General features: G+C 42.7%; 17 protein-coding genes and 1 tRNA gene. 11 read left to right on the top strand and 7 right to left on the bottom strand.

From position 1 onward, the window contains the following. Window positions 1–906 carry a neutral zinc metallopeptidase gene (locus FTU87_RS10395; RefSeq protein WP_100328816.1) on the top strand — a complete coding sequence of 302 codons (906 nt, stop codon included), beginning with the start codon at window positions 1–3 and terminating at the stop codon, window positions 904–906. On the opposite strand, the gene FTU87_RS10390 is transcribed toward FTU87_RS10395, so the two are convergent. Then, complete coding sequence (locus tag FTU87_RS10390; RefSeq protein WP_180075184.1) at window positions 890–1,042, bottom strand: hypothetical protein; 153 nt, start codon at window positions 1,040–1,042, stop codon at window positions 890–892. The genes FTU87_RS10395 and FTU87_RS10390 overlap by 17 nt on opposite strands. 109 nt (window positions 1,043–1,151) lie before the next feature. Next, window positions 1,152–1,706 carry a hypothetical protein gene (locus FTU87_RS10385; RefSeq protein WP_005171992.1) on the bottom strand — a complete coding sequence of 185 codons (555 nt, stop codon included), beginning with the start codon at window positions 1,704–1,706 and terminating at the stop codon, window positions 1,152–1,154. 229 nt (window positions 1,707–1,935) lie between these two features. Here FTU87_RS10385 and FTU87_RS10380 point away from each other — a divergent pair, with 229 nt between their 5' ends. After that, a complete protein-coding gene (locus FTU87_RS10380; protein ID WP_005171990.1) occupies window positions 1,936–3,435 on the top strand; it encodes a sodium:proton antiporter in 1,500 nt (499 codons plus the stop codon). Window positions 3,436–3,633: 198 nt separating this feature from the next. Then, a complete protein-coding gene (locus FTU87_RS10375) occupies window positions 3,634–3,930 on the top strand; it encodes an MGMT family protein (RefSeq protein WP_074383182.1) in 297 nt (98 codons plus the stop codon). Window positions 3,931–3,983: 53 nt separating this feature from the next. Here the strand turns inward: FTU87_RS10375 and FTU87_RS10370 are convergent, their stop codons facing one another. Together FTU87_RS10370 and FTU87_RS10365 are read right to left on the bottom strand one after the other, a co-directional pair. Continuing rightward, a complete protein-coding gene (locus FTU87_RS10370) occupies window positions 3,984–4,424 on the bottom strand; it encodes a universal stress protein (RefSeq protein WP_005096273.1) in 441 nt (146 codons plus the stop codon). Window positions 4,425–4,664: 240 nt separating this feature from the next. Then, a complete protein-coding gene (locus tag FTU87_RS10365; RefSeq protein ID WP_180097248.1) occupies window positions 4,665–5,069 on the bottom strand; it encodes a hypothetical protein in 405 nt (134 codons plus the stop codon). 176 nt (window positions 5,070–5,245) lie between these two features. Between FTU87_RS10365 and FTU87_RS10360 the strand changes: the two genes are divergently transcribed. Continuing rightward, a tRNA-Met gene (locus FTU87_RS10360) sits at window positions 5,246–5,322 on the top strand. A 214-nt stretch (window positions 5,323–5,536) separates the two neighbouring features. Here the strand turns inward: FTU87_RS10360 and FTU87_RS10355 are convergent. From FTU87_RS10355 to gltA, 3 genes are all read right to left on the bottom strand, one after another. Further along, window positions 5,537–7,162, bottom strand: a complete 1,626-nt coding sequence (locus FTU87_RS10355) for an NAD+ synthase (RefSeq protein WP_179999456.1) — start codon at window positions 7,160–7,162, stop codon at window positions 5,537–5,539. 372 nt (window positions 7,163–7,534) lie between these two features. Next, on the bottom strand, window positions 7,535–8,038 hold the full coding sequence (locus FTU87_RS10350; protein WP_074383086.1) for a hypothetical protein: 504 nt from the start codon (window positions 8,036–8,038) through the stop codon (window positions 7,535–7,537). Between the two features lie 151 nt (window positions 8,039–8,189). Then, window positions 8,190–9,464, bottom strand: coding sequence for a citrate synthase (gltA, locus tag FTU87_RS10345; RefSeq protein WP_005096279.1), 1,275 nt, complete (start codon window positions 9,462–9,464; stop codon window positions 8,190–8,192). A 1,008-nt stretch (window positions 9,465–10,472) separates the two neighbouring features. On the opposite strand from gltA, the gene sdhC reads away from it, so the two are divergent. The 7 genes from sdhC (at window position 10,473) to lpdA (ending at window position 20,277) form a co-directional block, all read left to right on the top strand. Beyond that, a complete protein-coding gene (sdhC, locus tag FTU87_RS10340) occupies window positions 10,473–10,871 on the top strand; it encodes a succinate dehydrogenase, cytochrome b556 subunit (RefSeq protein WP_074383085.1) in 399 nt (132 codons plus the stop codon). Continuing rightward, the gene (sdhD, locus tag FTU87_RS10335; protein WP_005096282.1) at window positions 10,871–11,236 is read left to right on the top strand and encodes a succinate dehydrogenase, hydrophobic membrane anchor protein; all 366 of its coding nucleotides are present in this window, start codon (window positions 10,871–10,873) and stop codon (window positions 11,234–11,236) included. Before sdhC ends, sdhD begins: the two co-directional genes overlap by 1 nt. A 12-nt stretch (window positions 11,237–11,248) precedes the next feature. Further along, the gene (gene sdhA, locus FTU87_RS10330) at window positions 11,249–13,147 is read left to right on the top strand and encodes a succinate dehydrogenase flavoprotein subunit (RefSeq protein WP_005171973.1); all 1,899 of its coding nucleotides are present in this window, start codon (window positions 11,249–11,251) and stop codon (window positions 13,145–13,147) included. A 14-nt stretch (window positions 13,148–13,161) separates the two neighbouring features. Further along, a complete protein-coding gene (locus FTU87_RS10325) occupies window positions 13,162–13,872 on the top strand; it encodes a succinate dehydrogenase iron-sulfur subunit (RefSeq protein ID WP_005171970.1) in 711 nt (236 codons plus the stop codon). A gap of 823 nt (window positions 13,873–14,695) precedes the next feature. Beyond that, complete coding sequence (locus FTU87_RS10320; RefSeq protein ID WP_074383181.1) at window positions 14,696–17,518, top strand: 2-oxoglutarate dehydrogenase E1 component; 2,823 nt, start codon at window positions 14,696–14,698, stop codon at window positions 17,516–17,518. Window positions 17,519–17,536: 18 nt separating this feature from the next. Next, complete coding sequence (odhB, locus tag FTU87_RS10315) at window positions 17,537–18,751, top strand: 2-oxoglutarate dehydrogenase complex dihydrolipoyllysine-residue succinyltransferase (protein ID WP_074383084.1); 1,215 nt, start codon at window positions 17,537–17,539, stop codon at window positions 18,749–18,751. A gap of 95 nt (window positions 18,752–18,846) precedes the next feature. Then, window positions 18,847–20,277: a dihydrolipoyl dehydrogenase gene (gene lpdA, locus FTU87_RS10310; RefSeq protein ID WP_005096288.1), complete on the top strand. Its 1,431-nt coding sequence runs from the start codon at window positions 18,847–18,849 to the stop codon at window positions 20,275–20,277. Window positions 20,278–20,360 lie beyond the last annotated feature (83 nt).

Below are 20,360 nucleotides of genomic sequence, written 5' to 3'. Positions count from 1 at the left end.
ATGCGTTGGAAAGGTCGTCGTGTCAGTAGTAATGTAGAAGACCGTCGCGGTGGTGGTGCCAAAGCTGGCGGAATCAGTATTGTCGGGTTGATTGTGGCTTTTGTAGCCTGGAAATTCTTCGGCGTCGATCCACAGCAAGCTTATCAAACCACCAAACAGGTCACCCAAGGCGTATCGGGTGCGGCGGAAACACGGGGTCTGGAAAATCCTACGCCGGAACAGCAGGAGTCGATTGATTTTGTCGGCACCGTACTAGCAGATACTGAAGATACCTGGACTCAGGTGTTTCAGCAGCAGTTAAATCAGCAGTATGTTCCCCCAAAACTGGTTTTGTTCAATGGCATTGTGAATTCGGGTTGTGGTACGGCTCAGGCGGCGATGGGGCCTTTCTACTGTCCGGCAGACCAGAAAGTTTATATCGATACCGCATTCTTTAAAGATATGCGTACTCAGATGGGGATTGGTGGAGAACAGAATGCCACCGAACTCTCCCGTAATGATCAGGCCGGAGATTTTGCGCAGGCTTATGTGGTGGCCCATGAAGTAGGTCATCATATCCAGACCATTTTGGGGATTTCCTCTCAAGTACAGCAGGCACGTCAGCAGGCAAGCGAAGTACAGAGTAACCAGCTTTCAGTGCGCCAAGAATTGCAGGCAGACTGTCTGGCCGGAGTCTGGGCCTACCATAATCATCAGCGCACCCAGTTTCTGGAACAGGGAGATGTGCAGGAAGCTATGGATGCCGCACATAAAATTGGTGATGACTATTTACAGAAACGTGCTCGCGGGCAGGTGGTACCGGACAGCTTTACCCATGGCAGCAGTGCGCAGCGTGTACAGTGGTTTAATACCGGCTTGAAATCGGGTCAGGTTTCGAATTGCGATACCTTTAACCAAAATATTTAGCTTGTTTCCAGATAAAAAAAGGAGCAGGTGCCACTGCTGTCTCATCATTTGAACTTTGGTTATAGTTTGAATCTGTGAAGTCATGAAATCCTGCTTTTGACAGGTCAAAAGCAGGCAAAAGTCTTTTGTTCGCCATACACAACATGCTTGTCGTGATGGCTAAGGTGTGACCTCCTTGTCACACTCGCATCTCCAAAATCTACTTAATTCAATTGTGGGGCAGCTGTGGAGCAGGCAATCCTTTTTTATTTATGCAGAAAACGCCGGAAATTTCTTAATATCTTGATACTGACAAATAATGCGGCCAAAGCAAACAAGGCAATGGCAAAGACCGTATATTTGAGATTGTTGATGTCATTTTGATAGAACTGCTGCATATCATGGTTGGTATATTCGAGAGCCGTGACTTTGCCAGTCCGGCTATCTCTAAATTGAATTTTTTCAATATAAAACAGATTTCCCGCTTTAATTAGGTGGACGCTCTGGATTTGACGGGTATGTGATTGATTGTCCTCATCACTACATAAAGCGCTGTAATGCTCACAATTGATTTTGGCTACATAACCATTTCCTGCAATCAGAATGAAAATGGCATTGTCCGGTCGCTGGTTATTAGATACCAAAACATACTGTTCGCCAGTTGTACTTTTCAAGGGAATACGGGTTGCCTGCTGATAATGCTGTTCTGCCTGCAGAATCTCCTGAATTTTAGCGAAGCAGGTAAAACATAAGGATAAGGTGATCAGAAAAATCACGCTCGCAAAACAAAGACGAAAAATGGTTTTGACAGTTTGGTGCATGGGAGAAAAATTCAAAATAGAAAGATGGGAAAGCAAAAGCCGAGTGCTGATCTGTATGTTAAATCATCATTCGGAAATACTGAAAAGAAACTTAACTCAATTCGATAAAAAGAGGATTAAACTTGTTTTGCTAGAATGCCTTTTTATTAATGCTCTGCTATTCAAATCTCTATTTTGACCATGCCGCTCGGCGCATATTGCTCCATCTCGCCCGACTTTAGGAAACCGAATGGGAAATTTCTTTTTTCTTCAGCTACTCACGGTGGTCTTTGCACTTTCCATTGCCACCACTATGTTTAATAAGCGTGTTTTAGGTTTTCCGCAAGCGATCGGTGTTCCGATTGTTTCGGCCATCTTTGTTTTTATTTTGCAATGGGGCGCCAGTTTATTACAAGGTAATCCATTCTTTAGTATTAATATTGACAATATCGAGCAGGCTGTTCGTAACATCGATTTTTATGACTTTCTGATCAATGGGGTGATCTGCTTTATTCTGACCTCATCTGCACTGAAGTTTAAGGTTTCAGATTTACGTAATCATTGGCGACCGATTGGTATTTTGGCAAGTTTAGCGCTGGTCTTTTGCGCGGTGTTCTTTGGTGCAGTTTTATATGGCTATCAGTTCCTGATTGGTAATCATGTGGATTTACTGGTGTTGTTATTACTTGGTGCGGCTTTGGGTGCGACTGATCCGATCGGCATTAAAGGCGTATTGAGTTCAGTTCGCGCACCGCATCATCTGATTGTCAAGCTGGAAGGCGAATCGTTATTTAATGATGCCATGTGTATCGCCTTATTTATGACCCTGCTCAATGTTCTGCAAGGCGAAAACTTTACGGTACTGGCTGTCATGCAAACTTTATTGTATGAGATTGTGGTGGCCGTACTGATTGGTCTGGGATTTGGCTTTGCAATATTAAGAATCTTGCGTGGCAAGCATGAAATGGAGTCACTGATTCTGACCACTGCTTTATTGGCATGTGGCTCTTATCTTATTGCTTTATTGGCCCATGCTTCAGCACCGATTGCCTGTGTCATTGGTGGCTTAATTGTCGGTAATAAATGGAAAGAAATTCTGGCCGATGCCGATATTGGTGACGTGAACCATTTCTGGCATACGGTTGAAGGGATTATTAACTCCTTCCTGTTTACTCTGATTGGTTTGGAGTTGTTTATTCTTGACCTGAGTACCAGTCTGGTCTTGGGCGGGATTGTGGCATTTATTATTTTACATTTAGCCCGCTTTGCTGCCAATCACTTGGCATTTGCCATGTTCCCCAAAATACGCCGAAAAAGCTATAACGGCAGTTTAACGATTTTGTCCTGGGGCGGTGTGCGTGGCGGGATTTCCCTGGCGCTTATTCTGGCGGTGGCCAATATTCCTCAGCTAGAGGCTTATAGCAGTATCTTGGTGGGCTATACCTTTATTGTGGTGCTCTTGTCGGGTCTGGTGTGTGGTCTGGGCTTACCTGCAGTGATGAATGCTTTTTACTATAATCCCGAGGAAGACACACAGGGCTTTAAAGGCTGGTACCAGCGTATGTGCCACAAGCTGAACCGTAAGGGTTTTCAATATATTGTCGGAGAAGATGTCAAAGGAAATGAAACCATCACTATTTTTCAGCCAGAGATTCTGATTGATCAGAAAGATATCGATGGTGTTGCTACCGTACATCATCCAGACAAAGTTCAAGAGGTAAAACGGCTGGAAAATCCAGATAATTTCTAAAGATAAAATCCAGAAGATAAAGCGCTACTGGATTATGTTTAATAGTGAAATGAGATCGCTTGAATCAGCATTTAATCAGGCGTGATTATTTTCCTATAGCTGTTAATAGGGGGATCAGGGCGTGATCTTTTATTTAAAGGTACTATTGAACAGATGAAATGCAGCAAGACAAGTTCAGCCAGTCAGGAAATGGCAGAGATGATTTTGACTGTGGTCAGTCAGATCCCTTATGCAAAAGTTGCAACCTATGGGCAGATTGCCAGACTGGCCGGTTTACCTCAACATGCACGTTTAGTGGGTCGGGTTTTAAGCCATCTGGAAGAAAATACCGACATTCCCTGGTATCGGGTGATCAATGCACAAGCTAAAATCAGTCTGAACAAGCTTGATTCATCTGGCCAGAATATTCAGCAACAAAAGCTGATACAGGAAGGGATTGTGCTGAATGGTGATCGTGTGGATTTAAAACGCTATCAGTGGGATGGTTGGGTCTAGATATAAAAAATCCCCGCTTTTAGAAAGTGGGGATTTTGAGTTTGATGCACGGATTACTTGCGAATAACCATCACTGGAATATCGGCCTGACCTAGAATGCTTTGAGCTACGCTGCCCAGGAACAGTTTCTTGAAGCCAGTACGGCCATGTGAACCAATTATGATCAGGTCAGAATTTAAATCTTTCGCTGCTTTGACAATCTCGCTATAAATCACCTGGCCTTCAAGTAGCTGGGTATCTACTTCAACACCTGCACCAGAGAATTTTGCTTTAGCTTCATCCAGAGTTTTTAAGATCGAGGTGCGGGCACGTTCAATCAGGTCGTTGGTTTGCGCTGCAGAGATATATTCCGCAGCAATATAAGGGTCGAGTGTCAGTACCTGTACCACTGTCACTTTACTGTTAAATGCTTTGGCAACTTCGACTGCTTTATCAACGGCAGCATAAGATGTTTCCGAACCGTCAATAGGAACTAAAATATGTTCAAAAGGCATTAGAATTCTCCTGTTGGGAATTAAGTGTTATAAAAATGATGACGCGTTAAACCGAGTACGAATAGTTGTTTATACTTTGATCATAGCCTGTATTGTATAAAAATAAAACCAAGTAAATACATAGGTATAATGTCTAATAGATTAAACAGTTAAACGCAGGTTTCTGAGTTTTAAGTTTCATGGTTTATTGATTTTAAATAATTGAATTATATGGATTTATAGAAATATTCAAGCTGATTGTCAATCACATTGAGTGGATGCCGGGTCCAATTTGATTTGTGGTGCCAGTTGTTTATATTGATTTAAAATCGAATGCGTCTCAGGTGCGAAAATTTGTTGTTGCAGTTGCTGGATTTTATGTTCGTTCACATGCAAACGTGCACAATAGAATGCAATCTGATTTTCTTTGGCAATGGCCAGTCGTTGAGTCTGATCATATTCCGGATAACGCTTGATTTGCTGTTGAGCCCGACTTAATTGCGCCAAGGTGCGTTTCTGTTGCATGCTCATGAATTGTTGATGATTAATCCACTGTGCCACATCGCGACGTACTCCATTGTAGTTGACAAAAATAGGAGAAATCACTTGGCAGGCGGTGATTGCTAAAGTGCTGAGCAAAAGAATCAGTATGTTAATTTTGTACATCGGTGAAAGCTCCAAGCATTAAAGTTCTTCATAAGAATATGTGAAATACCAAATAAAAAATCTAATATTGTTTAAAGTTTAAGAGTTTATTCTTCATTTGCATAAAGACTGAACATTTGTGTTTTAAAATGCTTGACGATAGCACCTGAAATTACGATAATGCGCACACAGTTTACGGCTATGTAGCTCAGTTGGTTAGAGCACCGCACTCATAATGCGGGGGTCACAAGTTCAAGTCTCGTCATAGCCACCATTTTAAAAGACCAAGCTCTCAGCTTGGTCTCTTTTTTGTCTTTTAAAAAGTATGGCGCATGATAAAAATTATTTGAAGCATCCAGTAAAATTTCAGATATTTCCAAAATTATTTTTCTATGATTGTTGATTAATTTTCTACTTTGATGGTTGATATAAAAAAATCGCCCCAGTATTCACTCGGGCGATTTGATTTAAATGACTAAGAAAAGGGCTTAGTTACCTGCTTTCCAGCCATTGACGATTGGATAACGACGTTCGCGCCCATAAGAACGTGAACTGATTCGTGGTCCAATTGCACCTTGGCGGCGCTTGTATTCATTCATGTCGACCAGACGGATGACTTTTTTCACCACCTCGGCATCAAAACCTTTGTCAATAATATCGTCTTGACTCATGTCTTCTTCGATGTATGAATACAGGATGGCATCCAGAATGTCATACGAAGGTAAAGAGTCTTGATCGACCTGATCTGGACGCAATTCTGCTGATGGTGGACGAGTAATGACACGTTCTGGAATCACGGGTGTTTCTGAAATACTGTTACGATATTTCGCCAGTTCAAACACAATGGTTTTGTACACATCTTTCAAGACGGCATAGCCACCGACCATGTCACCATACAGCGTGCAATAACCCACAGCCAGTTCAGATTTATTTCCGGTCGCAAGCACCAGATTGCCGAACTTGTTGGAAAGCGCCATTAATAAGGTGCCACGCGAACGTGCTTGCAGGTTTTCCTCAGTCGCATCTGCCGGGGCGCTTCCAAAGAACGGGAAGAGTACCTGCATAAAGCCGTTTACTACCGGATTGATTTCGGCAATACCAAAGGTTACCCCCATATTTTTTGCTTGTTCAGCCGCATCTTCTACGCTGATTTGTGCGGTATAGGTATAAGGCATCATGACCGCCTGAACTTTGTCTGCACCAATGGCATCTGCAGCAATCGCAAGAGTCAGGGCAGAATCGATCCCACCCGATAGGCCCAGAATCACGCCGGGGAAGCCAGAGCGCTGTACATAATCACGGGTTGCCATCACCAGGCTCTGATAGATCTCAGCCATGGTGTCCAGCGCAGGTGTAATTGTACCTTTGCTAAATTGAAGCTGTTCAGCATCATATTCTGCGATAGAAAGGCTTTCCTGGAAACTTGGGGCCTGTAGCGCGACTTCGCCAGATTTATTTAACACAAAGCTGGTACCGTCAAAGATCAGATCATCCTGACCACCGACCTGGTTACAATAGACCAGATTGATATTCAGCTGTTTTACCAGAGCTGCCATGGTCTCGATACGGTGTTGTGGTTTACCCACTTCATATGGAGAGGCATTCAGTACCAAAGCAGTTTCGATATTGAGTTTTGCCAGCTGCTGTACAGTAGCTAAAGACCATGCGTCTTCACAAATCAGCACACCAAATTTGTGTCCGAGATATTCAAATACCAGATGTTGATGACCTTCACCGAAATAACGCTTTTCATCAAATACGCCATAGTTTGGCAACACCTGTTTGTTATAAATACCCAGCACCTCACCATCTTTCATGACGGCTGCTGAGTTATAACGCTGGCCATCTTCAGTTTGATTTACAAAACCGAAGACCATCACAATATCTTTGACTTCAGTCAGTTTTTCAAAAGCAGCTTTGGTGCGTTTGGCCAGACTTGGACGAATTAATAGATCTTCTGCAGGGTAGCCCAAGATTGCAAGCTCAGGGAAGATAATCAGATCAGCCTTATCTTTTTTAGCCTGATTGGCCTGATCAATCATTTTTTGAGTATTTGCATCCAAATTGCCCACATGTGGAGAGAGCTGAGCAATCGCAATTTTAAAACTTTTCATTCCAATTAAATCCTATTCCTATAGGTTAATACACTAAATCACTGATTTTTATAATTCTAATTATCCAGCTGAGTGCATTTTGATACTTAAAAAAATGCCAAATGGCAAAAGAAAAAACGTCTTTATCACATGATCGTTAAATCTTGATCTGCGAGCTAAAATATCATACTTGGGTTATTTTATCGAAATTTAATCCAGAAGCTAGAGCTGTTTTGCGAGAATGAATGTTGAAATGAAAAGTTATTATCCAAAAATAAAGAATATGTAGGTTTTCTGCACATGAATAAATCTCAGGATTTAAATCATTTATTCATGGCCTTAATTTTCAAAATGCCAAATCAAGATGATATTTTGAATAAAAATGATTATATATCAAACAATTGTTTGGCTATCTAAAATAATATTGGGTATTTTTTTAAGAAAAATATCTCGGGCAATATCACCTTGTTGTTCAATATTATACTGTGAAAATGATTTGTTGGGATTAAATTGATATTTGTAAGGATTATATTTCCCTAAGCTTAAAAAATAAGCACTTTGTAGAAATGCGCCTTTTAAAACCACATTAATCTGCTGTTGGTATTGATAAATATGGGTCATCTCATGAATAAACAGTGCCTGATAGGCCAAGCTTTCACATGAATAGTCTTCCCGATAATTTAAATTTCGTGCATGGATATAACCACTGGGCGCCATAATCACATGGCTGGATTGCCAGGGTAAATAAGGGTGATTCATGATTCTGACTGCCGAATAGTCAATCAGATTGCCAAATACCTGCTGACAGATTCTGATTTCACCGGCCGTTAAGTTACGGCACTTAAACTGTTCAAAACGGATGAATCTTAAAATAAACGGTAGGGCATACAACAACATCAAGCACAGATCCTGTTCAAGTTTTCAATCTATGAATATGGTCGAGGTTCATGCATTTTAAAATGGATTAAAGAGGCTATATGTAGGATTTTGTCAGCACTAAAAAAACCACCCCAAAGGGTGGTTTTTCTGTCTTGCAACGCCGTTCGAATTAACGAGCGATATCGCGTTGAACTTCACCAGTATAAAGCTGACGAGGACGACCGATCTTGTAAGGACCGCTGTGCATTTCTAACCAGTGGCTGATCCAGCCAACAGTACGTGCAAGCGCGAAGATCACAGTAAACATTTCTGTCGGGATACCAATCGCTTTAAGGATGATACCTGAGTAGAAGTCTACGTTCGGGTATAGGTTACGTTTGATGAAGTATTCGTCAGAAAGCGCAATACGTTCAAGTTCCATAGCCAAAGCAAGTTGTGGATCGTTGATGCCAAGCGCACCAAGAACTTCGTCACAAGTTTCTTTCATGACTTTCGCGCGTGGATCGAAGTTTTTGTAAACTCGGTGACCGAAGCCCATCAGTTTAACTTCTTTAGTCTTCACTTTTTCCATGAAGCCAGCAACGTTTTCTACAGAGCCGATTTCATCAAGCATCTTAAGAACAGCTTCGTTCGCGCCGCCATGAGCAGGGCCCCAAAGTGCCGAGATACCAGCAGCAATACATGCATACGGGTTAGCACCAGTAGAACCAGCTAAACGTACTGTAGACGTAGAGGCATTTTGTTCATGGTCAGCATGAAGCGTGAAGATACGATCCATTGCTTTAGCAAGGATAGGATCAACTTTGTAATCACGATCAGCAGGAGTCGCGAACATCATGTGAAGGAAGTTTTCAGCGTAGTTCAAGTCGTTACGTGGGTAAACAAACGGTTGACCGATTGTGTACTTGTAGCTCCAAGCCGCTAAAGTAGGGATCTTCGCAATTAAACGGATCGCTGTGATTTCACGGTGATCAACATTTTCGATGTCCAGATTGTTGTGGTAGAACGCAGATAACGCACCAACAACACCCACCATAATCGCCATAGGATGCGCATCACGACGGAAACCGTTATAGAAGCGGCTAACTTGGTCGTGAACCATTGTGTGGTTACGTACTTTAGCGTCGAATTCTTCTTTTTGCTCAGCAGTCGGAAGTTCGCCATTAAGAAGTAAATAGCAAGTTTCTAGGTAATCAGCTTTAGTCGCCAATTGATCAATTGGGTAGCCACGGTGTAAAAGTACACCTTTGTTACCGTCGATGAAGGTGATTTTAGACTCGCACGCCGCTGTTGCCATAAAACCAGGATCAAAAGTAAAGTGACCTGCAGCCAACACATCTTTAACGTCGATTACATCTGGGCCCAATGTGCCGCTGTAAATTGGTAGTTCAATTTCTTTGCCATCAAGCTGTAAAACGGCTTTCTTGCCAGTTGCTTCAGACATTCAATAGATCTCCTGTCCTGGTGAATGTATATCCGAGTTGTCTATCAATCTTTTAATGCACAAAACGGATGGATCAAAAATTTGCTATAAGATTAGTGAGTACTGAAATTTTGTCAATTATACTTATGGATGAAAAAATGACGCTTGCACAGCGGCTTAGTCACACCATCTTGGTATAAAAAGTTCAGTAAAATCACAGCATCAAACATCTATAATAAGTCAAATTTAAACAGAGGTGCAGAAAAAAATAGAGGGCCTGAATTATTTGTAAGCGTTTTTTCAGACTAAGAAATGCTGCGAAAAAGTATCGCTGATCTTATTGGGAGTTGTTAAAACTATATAAATCTCATAACTTACATGGTTTTTACTCATTTCCTTTGCACATGCAGAATTATAAATAAAAGCAATTAATTAAATTTTTGACTTGATTCAATTGATTAAAAAATAGCTTAATAAATGGCCAACTTTGCAGCAAAGGTCCCCAGTCTAAAAATAAATGAGTGATTTTTCGAATCCAAATCCTCTAAAGCGATCAAAAAATCCATCATCGAGTGCAGTCTAAGTGACTCTTTAAGCTCAGGTTATAATTATACCTGAAAGCAGACCCATCTTAATAACTGCTGCACTACCTGTATGAGCTTGATTTCCATTTAAATTAAATCGAGATTTTAAATAAGATTTGTGCTGCAACTGTGCATCTTTAGTCTAAATAGCGGGAATTGGCTTTAAAAAGAATAACAGAGTAAATTGATCAAGTTAATTATTTAAAAACAATTATATAGATGAAGGTTAGTGGATTCTTAGTCACTAAAGAACCTCATATGTTGTTGTTAATGATTCTTATTTAAAGGGTTTTTCTTGAAAAAGCCAAATCCATCTGTTTGTGTTTTAATAGTTGACGTTTTATAATTCAGTGTCGTTTTGATTTTAGGCATGTATTTGCCTAAGAATGCCAGCTTTCCTTCGAATTAATTCCAACAAACTCCGGATGGAGTTTTTACTTACAGGATGCCCGCTGTGAAAAGCAACAGACCTGTCAATTTGTCCATGGGTCAAGTTTTAGAAGTAAACTTAAAATCACCCGTGGCTATTGCATCAATTCTACACCGTCTTTCAGGTGTTATCGTATTCTTACTCGTACCGGTCCTTCTCTGGATTTTAGACAAATCACTGTCTTCACCTGAAGGTTTTGCGCAAGTTCAAGAAATCATGAATGGTTTCATTGTTCGCTTCATTGTATGGGTATTTGTCGCCGGCTTGATTTTTCACTTTATTGCGGGTGTTAAGCATTTACTTGCTGACATTGGCGTTGCTGAAGAATTAGAAAGTGGCCGTGTCGCATCTACTATCGCATTAATCTTGTCTGCAATCGGTATTGTTGCAGCATTTGTATGGATCGTACTCTAATGAAAAGCGCTACTGGTTTAACAGGTTCAGGTTCTCGCGATTGGTTTCTCCAACGTGTTAGTGCTGTTATTTTGGCTGTTTATACCGTTGTTATTTTGGGTTGGATCCTGTGTAACAGTGGATTCAGCTATGAACAATGGTATGGCTTCATGATGACAACTCCAATGAAGATTCTATCTTTATTGTCAGTCTTATCTCTTGTTGCACACGCTTGGATTGGTATGTGGCAAGTTTTCACAGACTATGTGACGACTCGTCAAATGGGTCCTTCTGCGAATGGTTTGCGTATTGTACTGACTTCAGCAGTGATTATTGCTGTGTTGGCATATGCAATCTGGGCGATCCAGATTTTTTGGGCGAATTGATAGGAAACAATCATGGGCGCTATAAACCCTAAAGAAGATTACACAAATATTCCACACGAAACCTTCGATGCAGTCATCGTGGGTGGTGGTGGTTCAGGTATGCGTGCGTCTTACCAACTTGCTCAAGCTGGTTTGAAAGTTGCGGTACTGACCAAAGTTTTCCCAACCCGTTCTCACACTGTGGCAGCGCAGGGTGGTATTGGTGCATCTCTTGGTAATATGCAAGAAGATAACTGGCACTACCACTTCTATGACACAGTTAAAGGTTCGGACTGGTTAGGTGACCAAGACGCGATCGAGTTCATGACGCGTGAAGCACCTCAAGTGGTATACGAATTAGAACACTTGGGTATGCCATTTGACCGTAACGCTGATGGTACAATTTACCAGCGTCCATTCGGTGGCCACTCTGCGAACTACGGTGAAAAAGCGGTGCCACGTGCATGTGCTGCTGCCGACCGTACAGGTCACGCACTTCTTCACACGCTTTATCAAAGCAACGTGAAAATGGGTACACAATTCTTCGTAGAATGGATCGCACTTGATTTGATCCGTAACGAAGCAGGCGACGTACTTGGTGTCACTGCAATTGACCAGGAAACTGGTAAAATTGCTGTATTCCAAGGTAAAGCCACATTGTTTGCTACCGGTGGTGCGGGTCGTGTTTACCGTGCATCTACCAATGCCTATATCAATACTGGTGACGGTCTTGGCATGGCGGCGCGTGCAGGTATTCCATTGCAAGATATGGAATTCTGGCAGTTCCACCCTACGGGTGTTGCGGGTGCAGGTGTATTGTTGACTGAAGGCTGTCGTGGTGAAGGTGCAATCCTTCGTAACAAAGATGGCGAACCGTTCATGGAGCGTTATGCGCCTACTTTGAAAGACTTGGCGCCACGTGACTTCGTATCACGTTCTATGGACCAAGAAATCAAAGAAGGTCGTGGTTGTGGTCCTAAAGGTGACTATATCCTGCTTGATATGACGCATTTAGGTGCGGATACGATCATGAAGCGTCTGCCATCGGTATTCGAGATTGGCAAGAAATTCGCGAACGTGGATATCACCAAAGAACCAATTCCAGTAGTACCAACAATCCATTACCAAATGGGTGGTATTCCAACCAATATTCATGGTCAGGTTGTTGTGCCTGAGTCACGCGAAACTGAAGCGCTGGCGGCACATTACAACAAGGATACCGATGTTTATTCGACCAATGCAGCCGAACGTGATTTCACTAAGCCAGTGAAAGGTTTCTATGCAATTGGTGAATGTTCATGTGTATCTGTACATGGTGCCAACCGTTTAGGTACCAACTCACTGCTTGACTTGGTGGTATTTGGTAAGGCTGCGGGTAAACACATCATCGATTATGTGACTAAGCATCACGGTGATGAGTACGAGCCACTACCAACAACTGTACTTGAGCAAACGGTTGCGCGTATTCGTAAACTTGACGAATCCACAACAGGTGAGAATGCTCAGGAAGTTGCAGATGCGATTCGTGACATTGTTCAAGATCATGCAGGTGTATTCCGTACATCAGCACTACTTGAAGAAGGTGTAAAACAGATTCTTGCAATTGAGCCACGTGTTCGTAATATTCATTTGAAAGACAAATCTAAAGTATTTAACACTGCACGTGTTGAAGCATTAGAAGTTGAAAACTTGTATGAAGTTGCGAAAGCGACCTTAATTTCAGCTGCTGCGCGTAAAGAATGTCGTGGTGCGCATACTGTGGTAGATTTCGAATTGTCACCGGATCATGCGGATTATCCATATGGTCGTCGTGATGATGAGTGGATGAAGCACACATTATGGTTCTCTGTGGACAACCGTCTTGAGTACAAGCCAGTTCGTTACCGTCCATTGTCGGTTGACGCGATTCCACCTAAACCACGTACATTCTAATCAGGAGAATTCAGATGAGTAGAGGTACTCGTACATTTCATATCTACCGCTATGATCCTGACAAGGATAAAGCACCGTACATGCAGACTTTTAAACTGGAATTGACTGACAAGCACCGTATGTTGCTTGATGCACTTCTAGCATTAAAAGTACAAGACGAATCTTTAACGTTCCGTCGTTCATGTCGTGAAGGTATTTGTGGTTCTGATGGTGTAAACATCAATGGTAAAAATGGTTTGGCGTGTCTTTGGAACCTGAACGATTTACCCAATGAAATTACTGTTCGTCCATTGCCTGGTCTTCCTGTAGTGAAAGATCTGGTGGTTGACATGAACCAGTTCTACGATCAGTACAACAAGATCCATCCATTCTTGATCAACAACCAGCCTGCGCCTCCAAAGGAACGTTTACAGTCTCCTGAAGAGCGTGAGCATCTTGATGGTCTGTATGAATGTATTCTATGTGCATGTTGTTCAACCTCATGCCCGTCATTCTGGTGGAATCCGGACAAGTTCCTAGGTCCTTCAGCATTGTTGAACGCTTACCGCTTCATCATTGACTCGCGTGATACTGGAACACAAGAGCGTTTGGCTCGTCTTGACGATCCATTCTCATTGTTCCGTTGTAAAGGCATCATGAACTGTGTATCTGTGTGTCCTAAAGGTTTGAACCCAACTAAAGCAATCGGTCACATCCGTAATATGCTTTTAGATATGGCAGGTTAATAGGCTGCTGATAGCAGTTTGGAAAAAAGCACACCACAAGGTGTGCTTTTTTTTGTGCAAACCATTGAAGCAAAATAAAAAATCATCAGATAAAAATAAAGATACTATACTTAAAATGTATAAAGTTGAGTCAGGTAGTCAGGAAATGACGGGTGATGTTAAGTGCCATAGAAGAAGAACATGTAATTATTTGGGGTATTTATGATTTTTAGCTGTAAAACTGACCTGAAAAATAACAAGAACGATGTTATTATATAACGGAAATTTAAGGAGGGAGTGGATTGAAAGGTTTGCTCTCTTTTTATTTATCGGAAATGCTTAGGACTTAAGTCTACATTGAATCTATTTTTGAGATAAAGCACCATAGGTTAGAGTAAAATATCTGAACTGTATTTAGCCAATTTATGAAAGGTATGTGTCAAAAAAATCAATTGAAAACTTGAGAACATGTTAGCATTTAGCCTATGACTATCTTTAGAAAATGCCATTTCAGGTACATTTTTTAAACATTGCATAACCAGGGACTGGTATATAAAGGTAGGCTTGAGTCGCTTTAGAAAAAATCTTTGTTCCTACTTGTTTTTTTCTAAGTCGATTTGCAAAAAATTGCCCGGTTTCGATCGGGTATTCAATGAGTAATGATACCGCTGAGGGGTGTTATTGTTCATTAAACATATCAAGATTTTCTTGGTGTGGTGATAACGCCTCATGGCTTATGCCTTATGGGGGACTAGTGTCATATTACCAATCTGACGCTAATAATCCTGGGTTTTGCTTAAAAAGCATCCTGAAAATGTTTTTGCAATAGGAAATGGGTCCACAAATGCAAGAAGTTGCTGACGCTCTGCGTCTTGACACTGAACTTAGCGCTGATAGTGCAGCGTATATTGAAGAACTTTATGAGCAGTATTTGACGGCTCCGGATTCAGTAGGTGCTGACTGGCAAGAATACTTCGGTAAATTCCCAAAAGGTGATCAACCACACAGTAATGTACGTGAGCAATTCCTACTTTTAGGTCGTAATTCAAGCCGTATTCAGCCTGTTGTTCAATCAACTGTCAGCTCAGAGCATGAACGTCGCCAAATTGGCGTGTTACAGCTGATTGCTGCATACCGTAATCGTGGTCACCAGAAAGCAAAACTGGATCCATTGGGTTTGGCGAAACGTGAAGTTGTGCCTGATCTAGATCTTGCTGCGCATGGTTTAACTCAGTCGGACCTAGATACGGTATTCAATACTGGCAACCTGGCGATCGGTAAAGAAGAAGCGACTTTGGCTGAGATGGTTCAGGCAATGGAAGCCACTTACTGTGGTTCAATCGGTGCTGAATACATGCACATCGTGGACACCAAAGAGAAACGTTGGATTCAACAACGTCTGGAAAGTGCACGTGGTCAATATGGTTTTAATGCTGAACAAAAGAAACATGTCCTTGAACGTTTAACCGCAGCTGAAGGCCTGGAAAAATATCTAGGTAATAAGTTTGTTGGTGCAAAACGTTTTGGCGTTGAAGGGGGTGAATCATTCATCCCGATGGTTAACGAAATTATTCAGCGTGCAGGTTCTGTTGGCTGTAAAGAAGTTGTAATCGGTATGCCTCACCGTGGCCGTTTAAACCTTCTGGTTAACATCATGGGTAAAAACCCGGCTGACCTGTTTGGTGAGTTTGAAGGTAAATCGATTCACAAAAAGGGTTCTGGTGACGTTAAGTACCATCAAGGCTTCTCTTCAAACGTGATGACCCAAGGTGGCGAAGTTCACTTGGCATTGGCGTTTAACCCGTCACATTTGGAAATCGTTGGCCCTGTGGTTGAGGGTTCGGTACGTGCACGTCAAGTCCGTCGTAAAGACATTGGCGGCGATGACGTATTGCCATTAATCGTACATGGTGATGCTGCATTTGCAGGTCAGGGCGTCAACCAGGAAACTTTCCAGATGTCACAAACTCGCGGTTATACCGTGGGTGGTACAGTGCACATTGTGATTAATAACCAGGTGGGTTTCACCACTTCTGATCCACGTGATGCGCGTTCTACAGAATACTGTACTGATATCGCGAAAATGATCCAGGCGCCGATCTTCCATGTCAATGGGGATGATCCTGAAGCTGTGGTGTTCATTTCACAATTGGCACATGACTTCCGTCATACTTTCCGTAAAGACGTTGTGATTGACATGTTCTGCTACCGTCGTCGTGGTCATAACGAAGCGGATGAGCCGGCTGCAACTCAACCAATGATGTATCAAGTGATTAGCAAGAAAGCGACCACGCGTACGCTTTATGCGGATCAACTGGTACAACAGGGTGTTCTTGATCGTGCAAATGCAGATCAAATGGTTGAAAATTACCGTGCAGATCTGGAAGCGGGTAATCACGTTGCCAATGCGCTGGTACTTGAACCGAACAAGAAAATGTTTGTGGACTGGACGCCTTACTTGGGTCATGACTACACAGACGAATGGGATACGACTTTCCCGATCGAGCGTCTAAAAGAACTTGGCGCGAAAATGCGCGAACTTCCTGAAGGCTTCGTGATGCAGCGTCAGGTTGCGAAAGTGATCGATGACCGTCTGAAAATGCAAACGGGTGAAATGCCACTGAACTGGGGTGCTGCTGAAACTCTGGCGTATGCAACTGTACTAGATGATGGTTACTTGCTTCGTTTAACCGGTGAAGACGTAGGTCGTGGTACCTTCTCGCACCGTCATGCAAAACTGCATAACCAGGTCGATGGTTCAACTTATCTTCCGCTGTGTAACCTGAAAGAAAACCAGCCGCGTACTGCAATCTATGACTCATTGTTGTCAGAAATGGCGGTATTGGCATTTGAATATGGTTATGCGACGACTCTTCCTAAGAGCTTGATCATTTGGGAAGCGCAATTCGGTGACTTCGCGAACTGTGCACAGGTTGTGATTGACCAGTTCATCTCGTCTGGTGAAACCAAATGGGAACGTGTCTGTGGTTTGACCATGCTTCTTCCACACGGTTTTGAAGGTCAGGGTCCGGAACATTCATCTGCACGTTTAGAGCGTTTCTTACAGCTATGTGCTGAAGACAACATGCAAGTGATCACACCGACCACACCTGCACAGATTTATCATGCTTTACGTCGTCAAGCGATTCGTCCAATCCGTAAGCCATTGATCGTGACTTCACCGAAGTCTCTTCTTCGTCACAAACTTGCAACGTCTACGCTAGAAGAACTTGCAAACGGTAGCTTCCAGACCGTGATTGATGAAGTGGACAACATCAACAAGTCAGATGTAACCCGTCTGGTTCTGTGTGGTGGTAAGGTGTATTACGACCTGATTGAAAAACGTCGTGAAAAAGAATTGAACAATACTGCGATTGTGCGTATTGAACAATTATATCCATACCCAGAAAAACGCCTGACAGAAGTCCTTGCACAATATCCAAATGTGAAAGAACTGGTTTGGGCACAAGAAGAGCCTAAAAACCAAGGTGCTTGGTTGTTCATCGCTCCGCGTCTATATGACGATGTGATGAAAGCGGATAAACAAGTCCGTATTAGCTACGCTGGCCGTGAAGCATCTGCTGCACCGGCTTGTGGTTCACCATATTTGCATGCAAAACAACAAGCTCAGCTCATCAACGACGCGCTTGCGATCGACGCTGAATAATCCAGGAGATTCTAAGTAATGGCAACCGAAATTAAAGCACCGGTATTCCCAGAGTCAGTTGCGGACGGTACGATCGCAACTTGGCACAAACAACCAGGTGAAGCAGTATCACGTGATGAAGTGATCTGTGATATTGAGACTGATAAAGTTGTTTTAGAAGTTGTTGCTCCTGCAGACGGTACAATTGCCTCTATCATTAAAAATGAAGGCGACACTGTACTTTCAGCTGAAGTCATTGCACAGTTTGAAGAAGGTGCTGTTTCTGGCGCTGCTCAAACTCAAGCAGTTCAGTCTGAAGAGAAAGTTGAACAAGCTGCGGCGAATACTGAAGCAGGTAATTCACCAATCGTTGAACGTCAGCAAGTACAAGACCAAGCGCCAGCAGTGCGTAAAGCATTGACTGAATCTGGTGTTGCAGCAGCTGATGTTGCGGGTACAGGTCGTGGCGGTCGCATCACCAAAGAAGATGTGGCAAACCACCAAGCGAAACCAGCTGCTCCTGCTGCTGCGCCATTAAGCGTTGCTGTGGGCGAACGTATCGAAAAACGTGTTCCAATGACACGTCTTCGTAAGCGTGTTGCTGAACGTTTACTTGCAGCGACTCAAGAAACTGCAATGTTGACCACGTTCAACGAAGTGAACATGAAACCAATCATGGAAATGCGTGCTCAATACAAAGATGTGTTTGAAAAACGTCATGGAGCACGTCTTGGCTTCATGTCATTCTTTGTTAAAGCAGCAACTGAAGCGCTAAAACGCTATCCGGCAGTGAACGCATCAATCGATGGCGATGACATTGTTTATCACGGTTACTATGACATTGGTGTTGCAGTTTCATCTGAGCGTGGTCTGGTGGTTCCTGTACTTCGTGATACAGACCGCATGAACTATGCCGAAGTTGAAAACGGTATTCGTGCATACGCTGCGAAAGCGCGTGATGGCAAATTAGGCATCGAAGACATGACTGGCGGTACATTCACGATTACCAATGGTGGTACTTTCGGTTCATTGTTATCTACTCCGATCTTGAACACGCCACAAACTGCGATTCTGGGTATGCATAAAATCCAGGAACGTCCGATGGCAGTGAATGGTCAAGTAGAAATCTTGCCTATGATGTACCTTGCATTGTCTTATGACCACCGTCTAATCGATGGTAAAGAAGCAGTCGGTTTCCTTGTAACAATCAAAGAATTGTTAGAAGAGCCAGCGCGTCTTATCCTTGATCTGTAATTTATTTATTAAGAATCTTCCCTAATCCCTTTTTAAAAAGAGGGCTTAGGTCTCCCTTTTGAAGGGAGATTAAAGGGGATTATTTGGAGATAAACATGTCTCAATTCGATTTAGTCGTAATTGGTGGTGGCCCGGGCGGCTACGAAGCAGCAATTCGTGCAGCTCAACTTGGTTTCAAAGTTGCGTGTATCGAAAAACGTATTCATAAAGGCAAGCCATCTTTAGGTGGCACCTGCTTAAACGTGGGTTGTATCCCGTCTAAAGCTTTGCTTGATTCTTCTCACCGTTACGAAGATACAGTGCAGCATCTAGATGATCACGGTATTACCACGGGTGAAGTGAAATTTGATCTTGCTAAACTTTTAGCGCGTAAAGACAAAATCGTTGACCAATTGACCATGGGTATTGATGGCTTGCTGAAAGGCAACGGCATCGAATGGTTAAAAGGTACAGGTAAATTACTTGCCGGTAAAAAAGTTGAGTTCGTTTCTCATGAAGGCGAAACTCAAATTTTAGAACCAAAATACGTGATTCTTGCGACTGGTTCTGTGCCAATCAATATCCCATCTGCACCTGTTGATCAAAACATTATTGTTGACTCAACTGGCGCACTTGAATTCCAAGAAGTACCGAAACGATTAGGCGTAATTGGTGCGGGCGTTATCGGTCTTGAATTAGGTTCAGTTTGGCGTCGTCTGGGTGCAGAAGTTGTTGTATTTGAAGCAATGGATGCATTCTTACCAATGGCTGATAAAGCCTTGGCAAAAGACTACCAAAAACTGTTGACTAAGCAAGGTCTTGATATTCGCGTTGGTGCGAAAGTTTCTGGTACTGAAGTGAACGGTTCTGAAGTGACTGTGAAGTACACTCAGGGCGGTGAAGACAAGACTCAAACTTTCGACAAGTTAATCGTATGTGTAGGCCGTCGTGCTTATGCTGAAGGTTTATTGGCGGATGATTGCGGCATTAAACTGACTGAGCGTGGTCTGGTTGAAGTGAACGATTGGTGTGCAACGTCTGTGGACGGCGTATACGCAATTGGTGACTTGGTTCGTGGTCCTATGCTTGCGCATAAAGCCATGGAAGAAGGCGTAATGGCCGTTGAACGTATTCACGGTCATGCCGCTCAAGTCAACTACGACACGATTATTTCTGTCATCTATACCCATCCGGAAGCGGCGTGGGTTGGTTTAACAGAACAGCAAGCCAAAGACAAAGGTCACGAAGTGAAAACCGGTCAATTCGGTTTTGCTGCAAACGGCCGTGCGATGGCTGCTGGCGAAAATGCTGGTTTTGTGAAGTTTGTTGCTGATGCGAAAACAGATCGTCTATTGGGTATGCACGTGATTGGACCTGCTGCGTCTGACATCGTACACCAAGGTATGATTGCACTTGAGTTTGTATCTTCAGTTGAAGATCTACAGTTGATGACTTTTGGTCATCCAACTTTCTCTGAAGTGGTACACGAAGCTGCACTTGCGGTCGATGGTCGTGCGATTCATGCGATTCAACGCAAACGTAAATAAAATTAAAAAAAGAGCGGCTTAGGTCGCTCTTTTTACATTTCATGGTTGTTTTTATGGGAACAATCATCTAAAAATAAAGATAA

The organism is Acinetobacter sp. YH12156, from assembly GCF_013418235.1.
Lineage (GTDB): Bacteria > Pseudomonadota > Gammaproteobacteria > Pseudomonadales > Moraxellaceae > Acinetobacter > Acinetobacter pseudolwoffii.
This window is presented reverse-complemented; position numbering and strand designations above follow the sequence as displayed.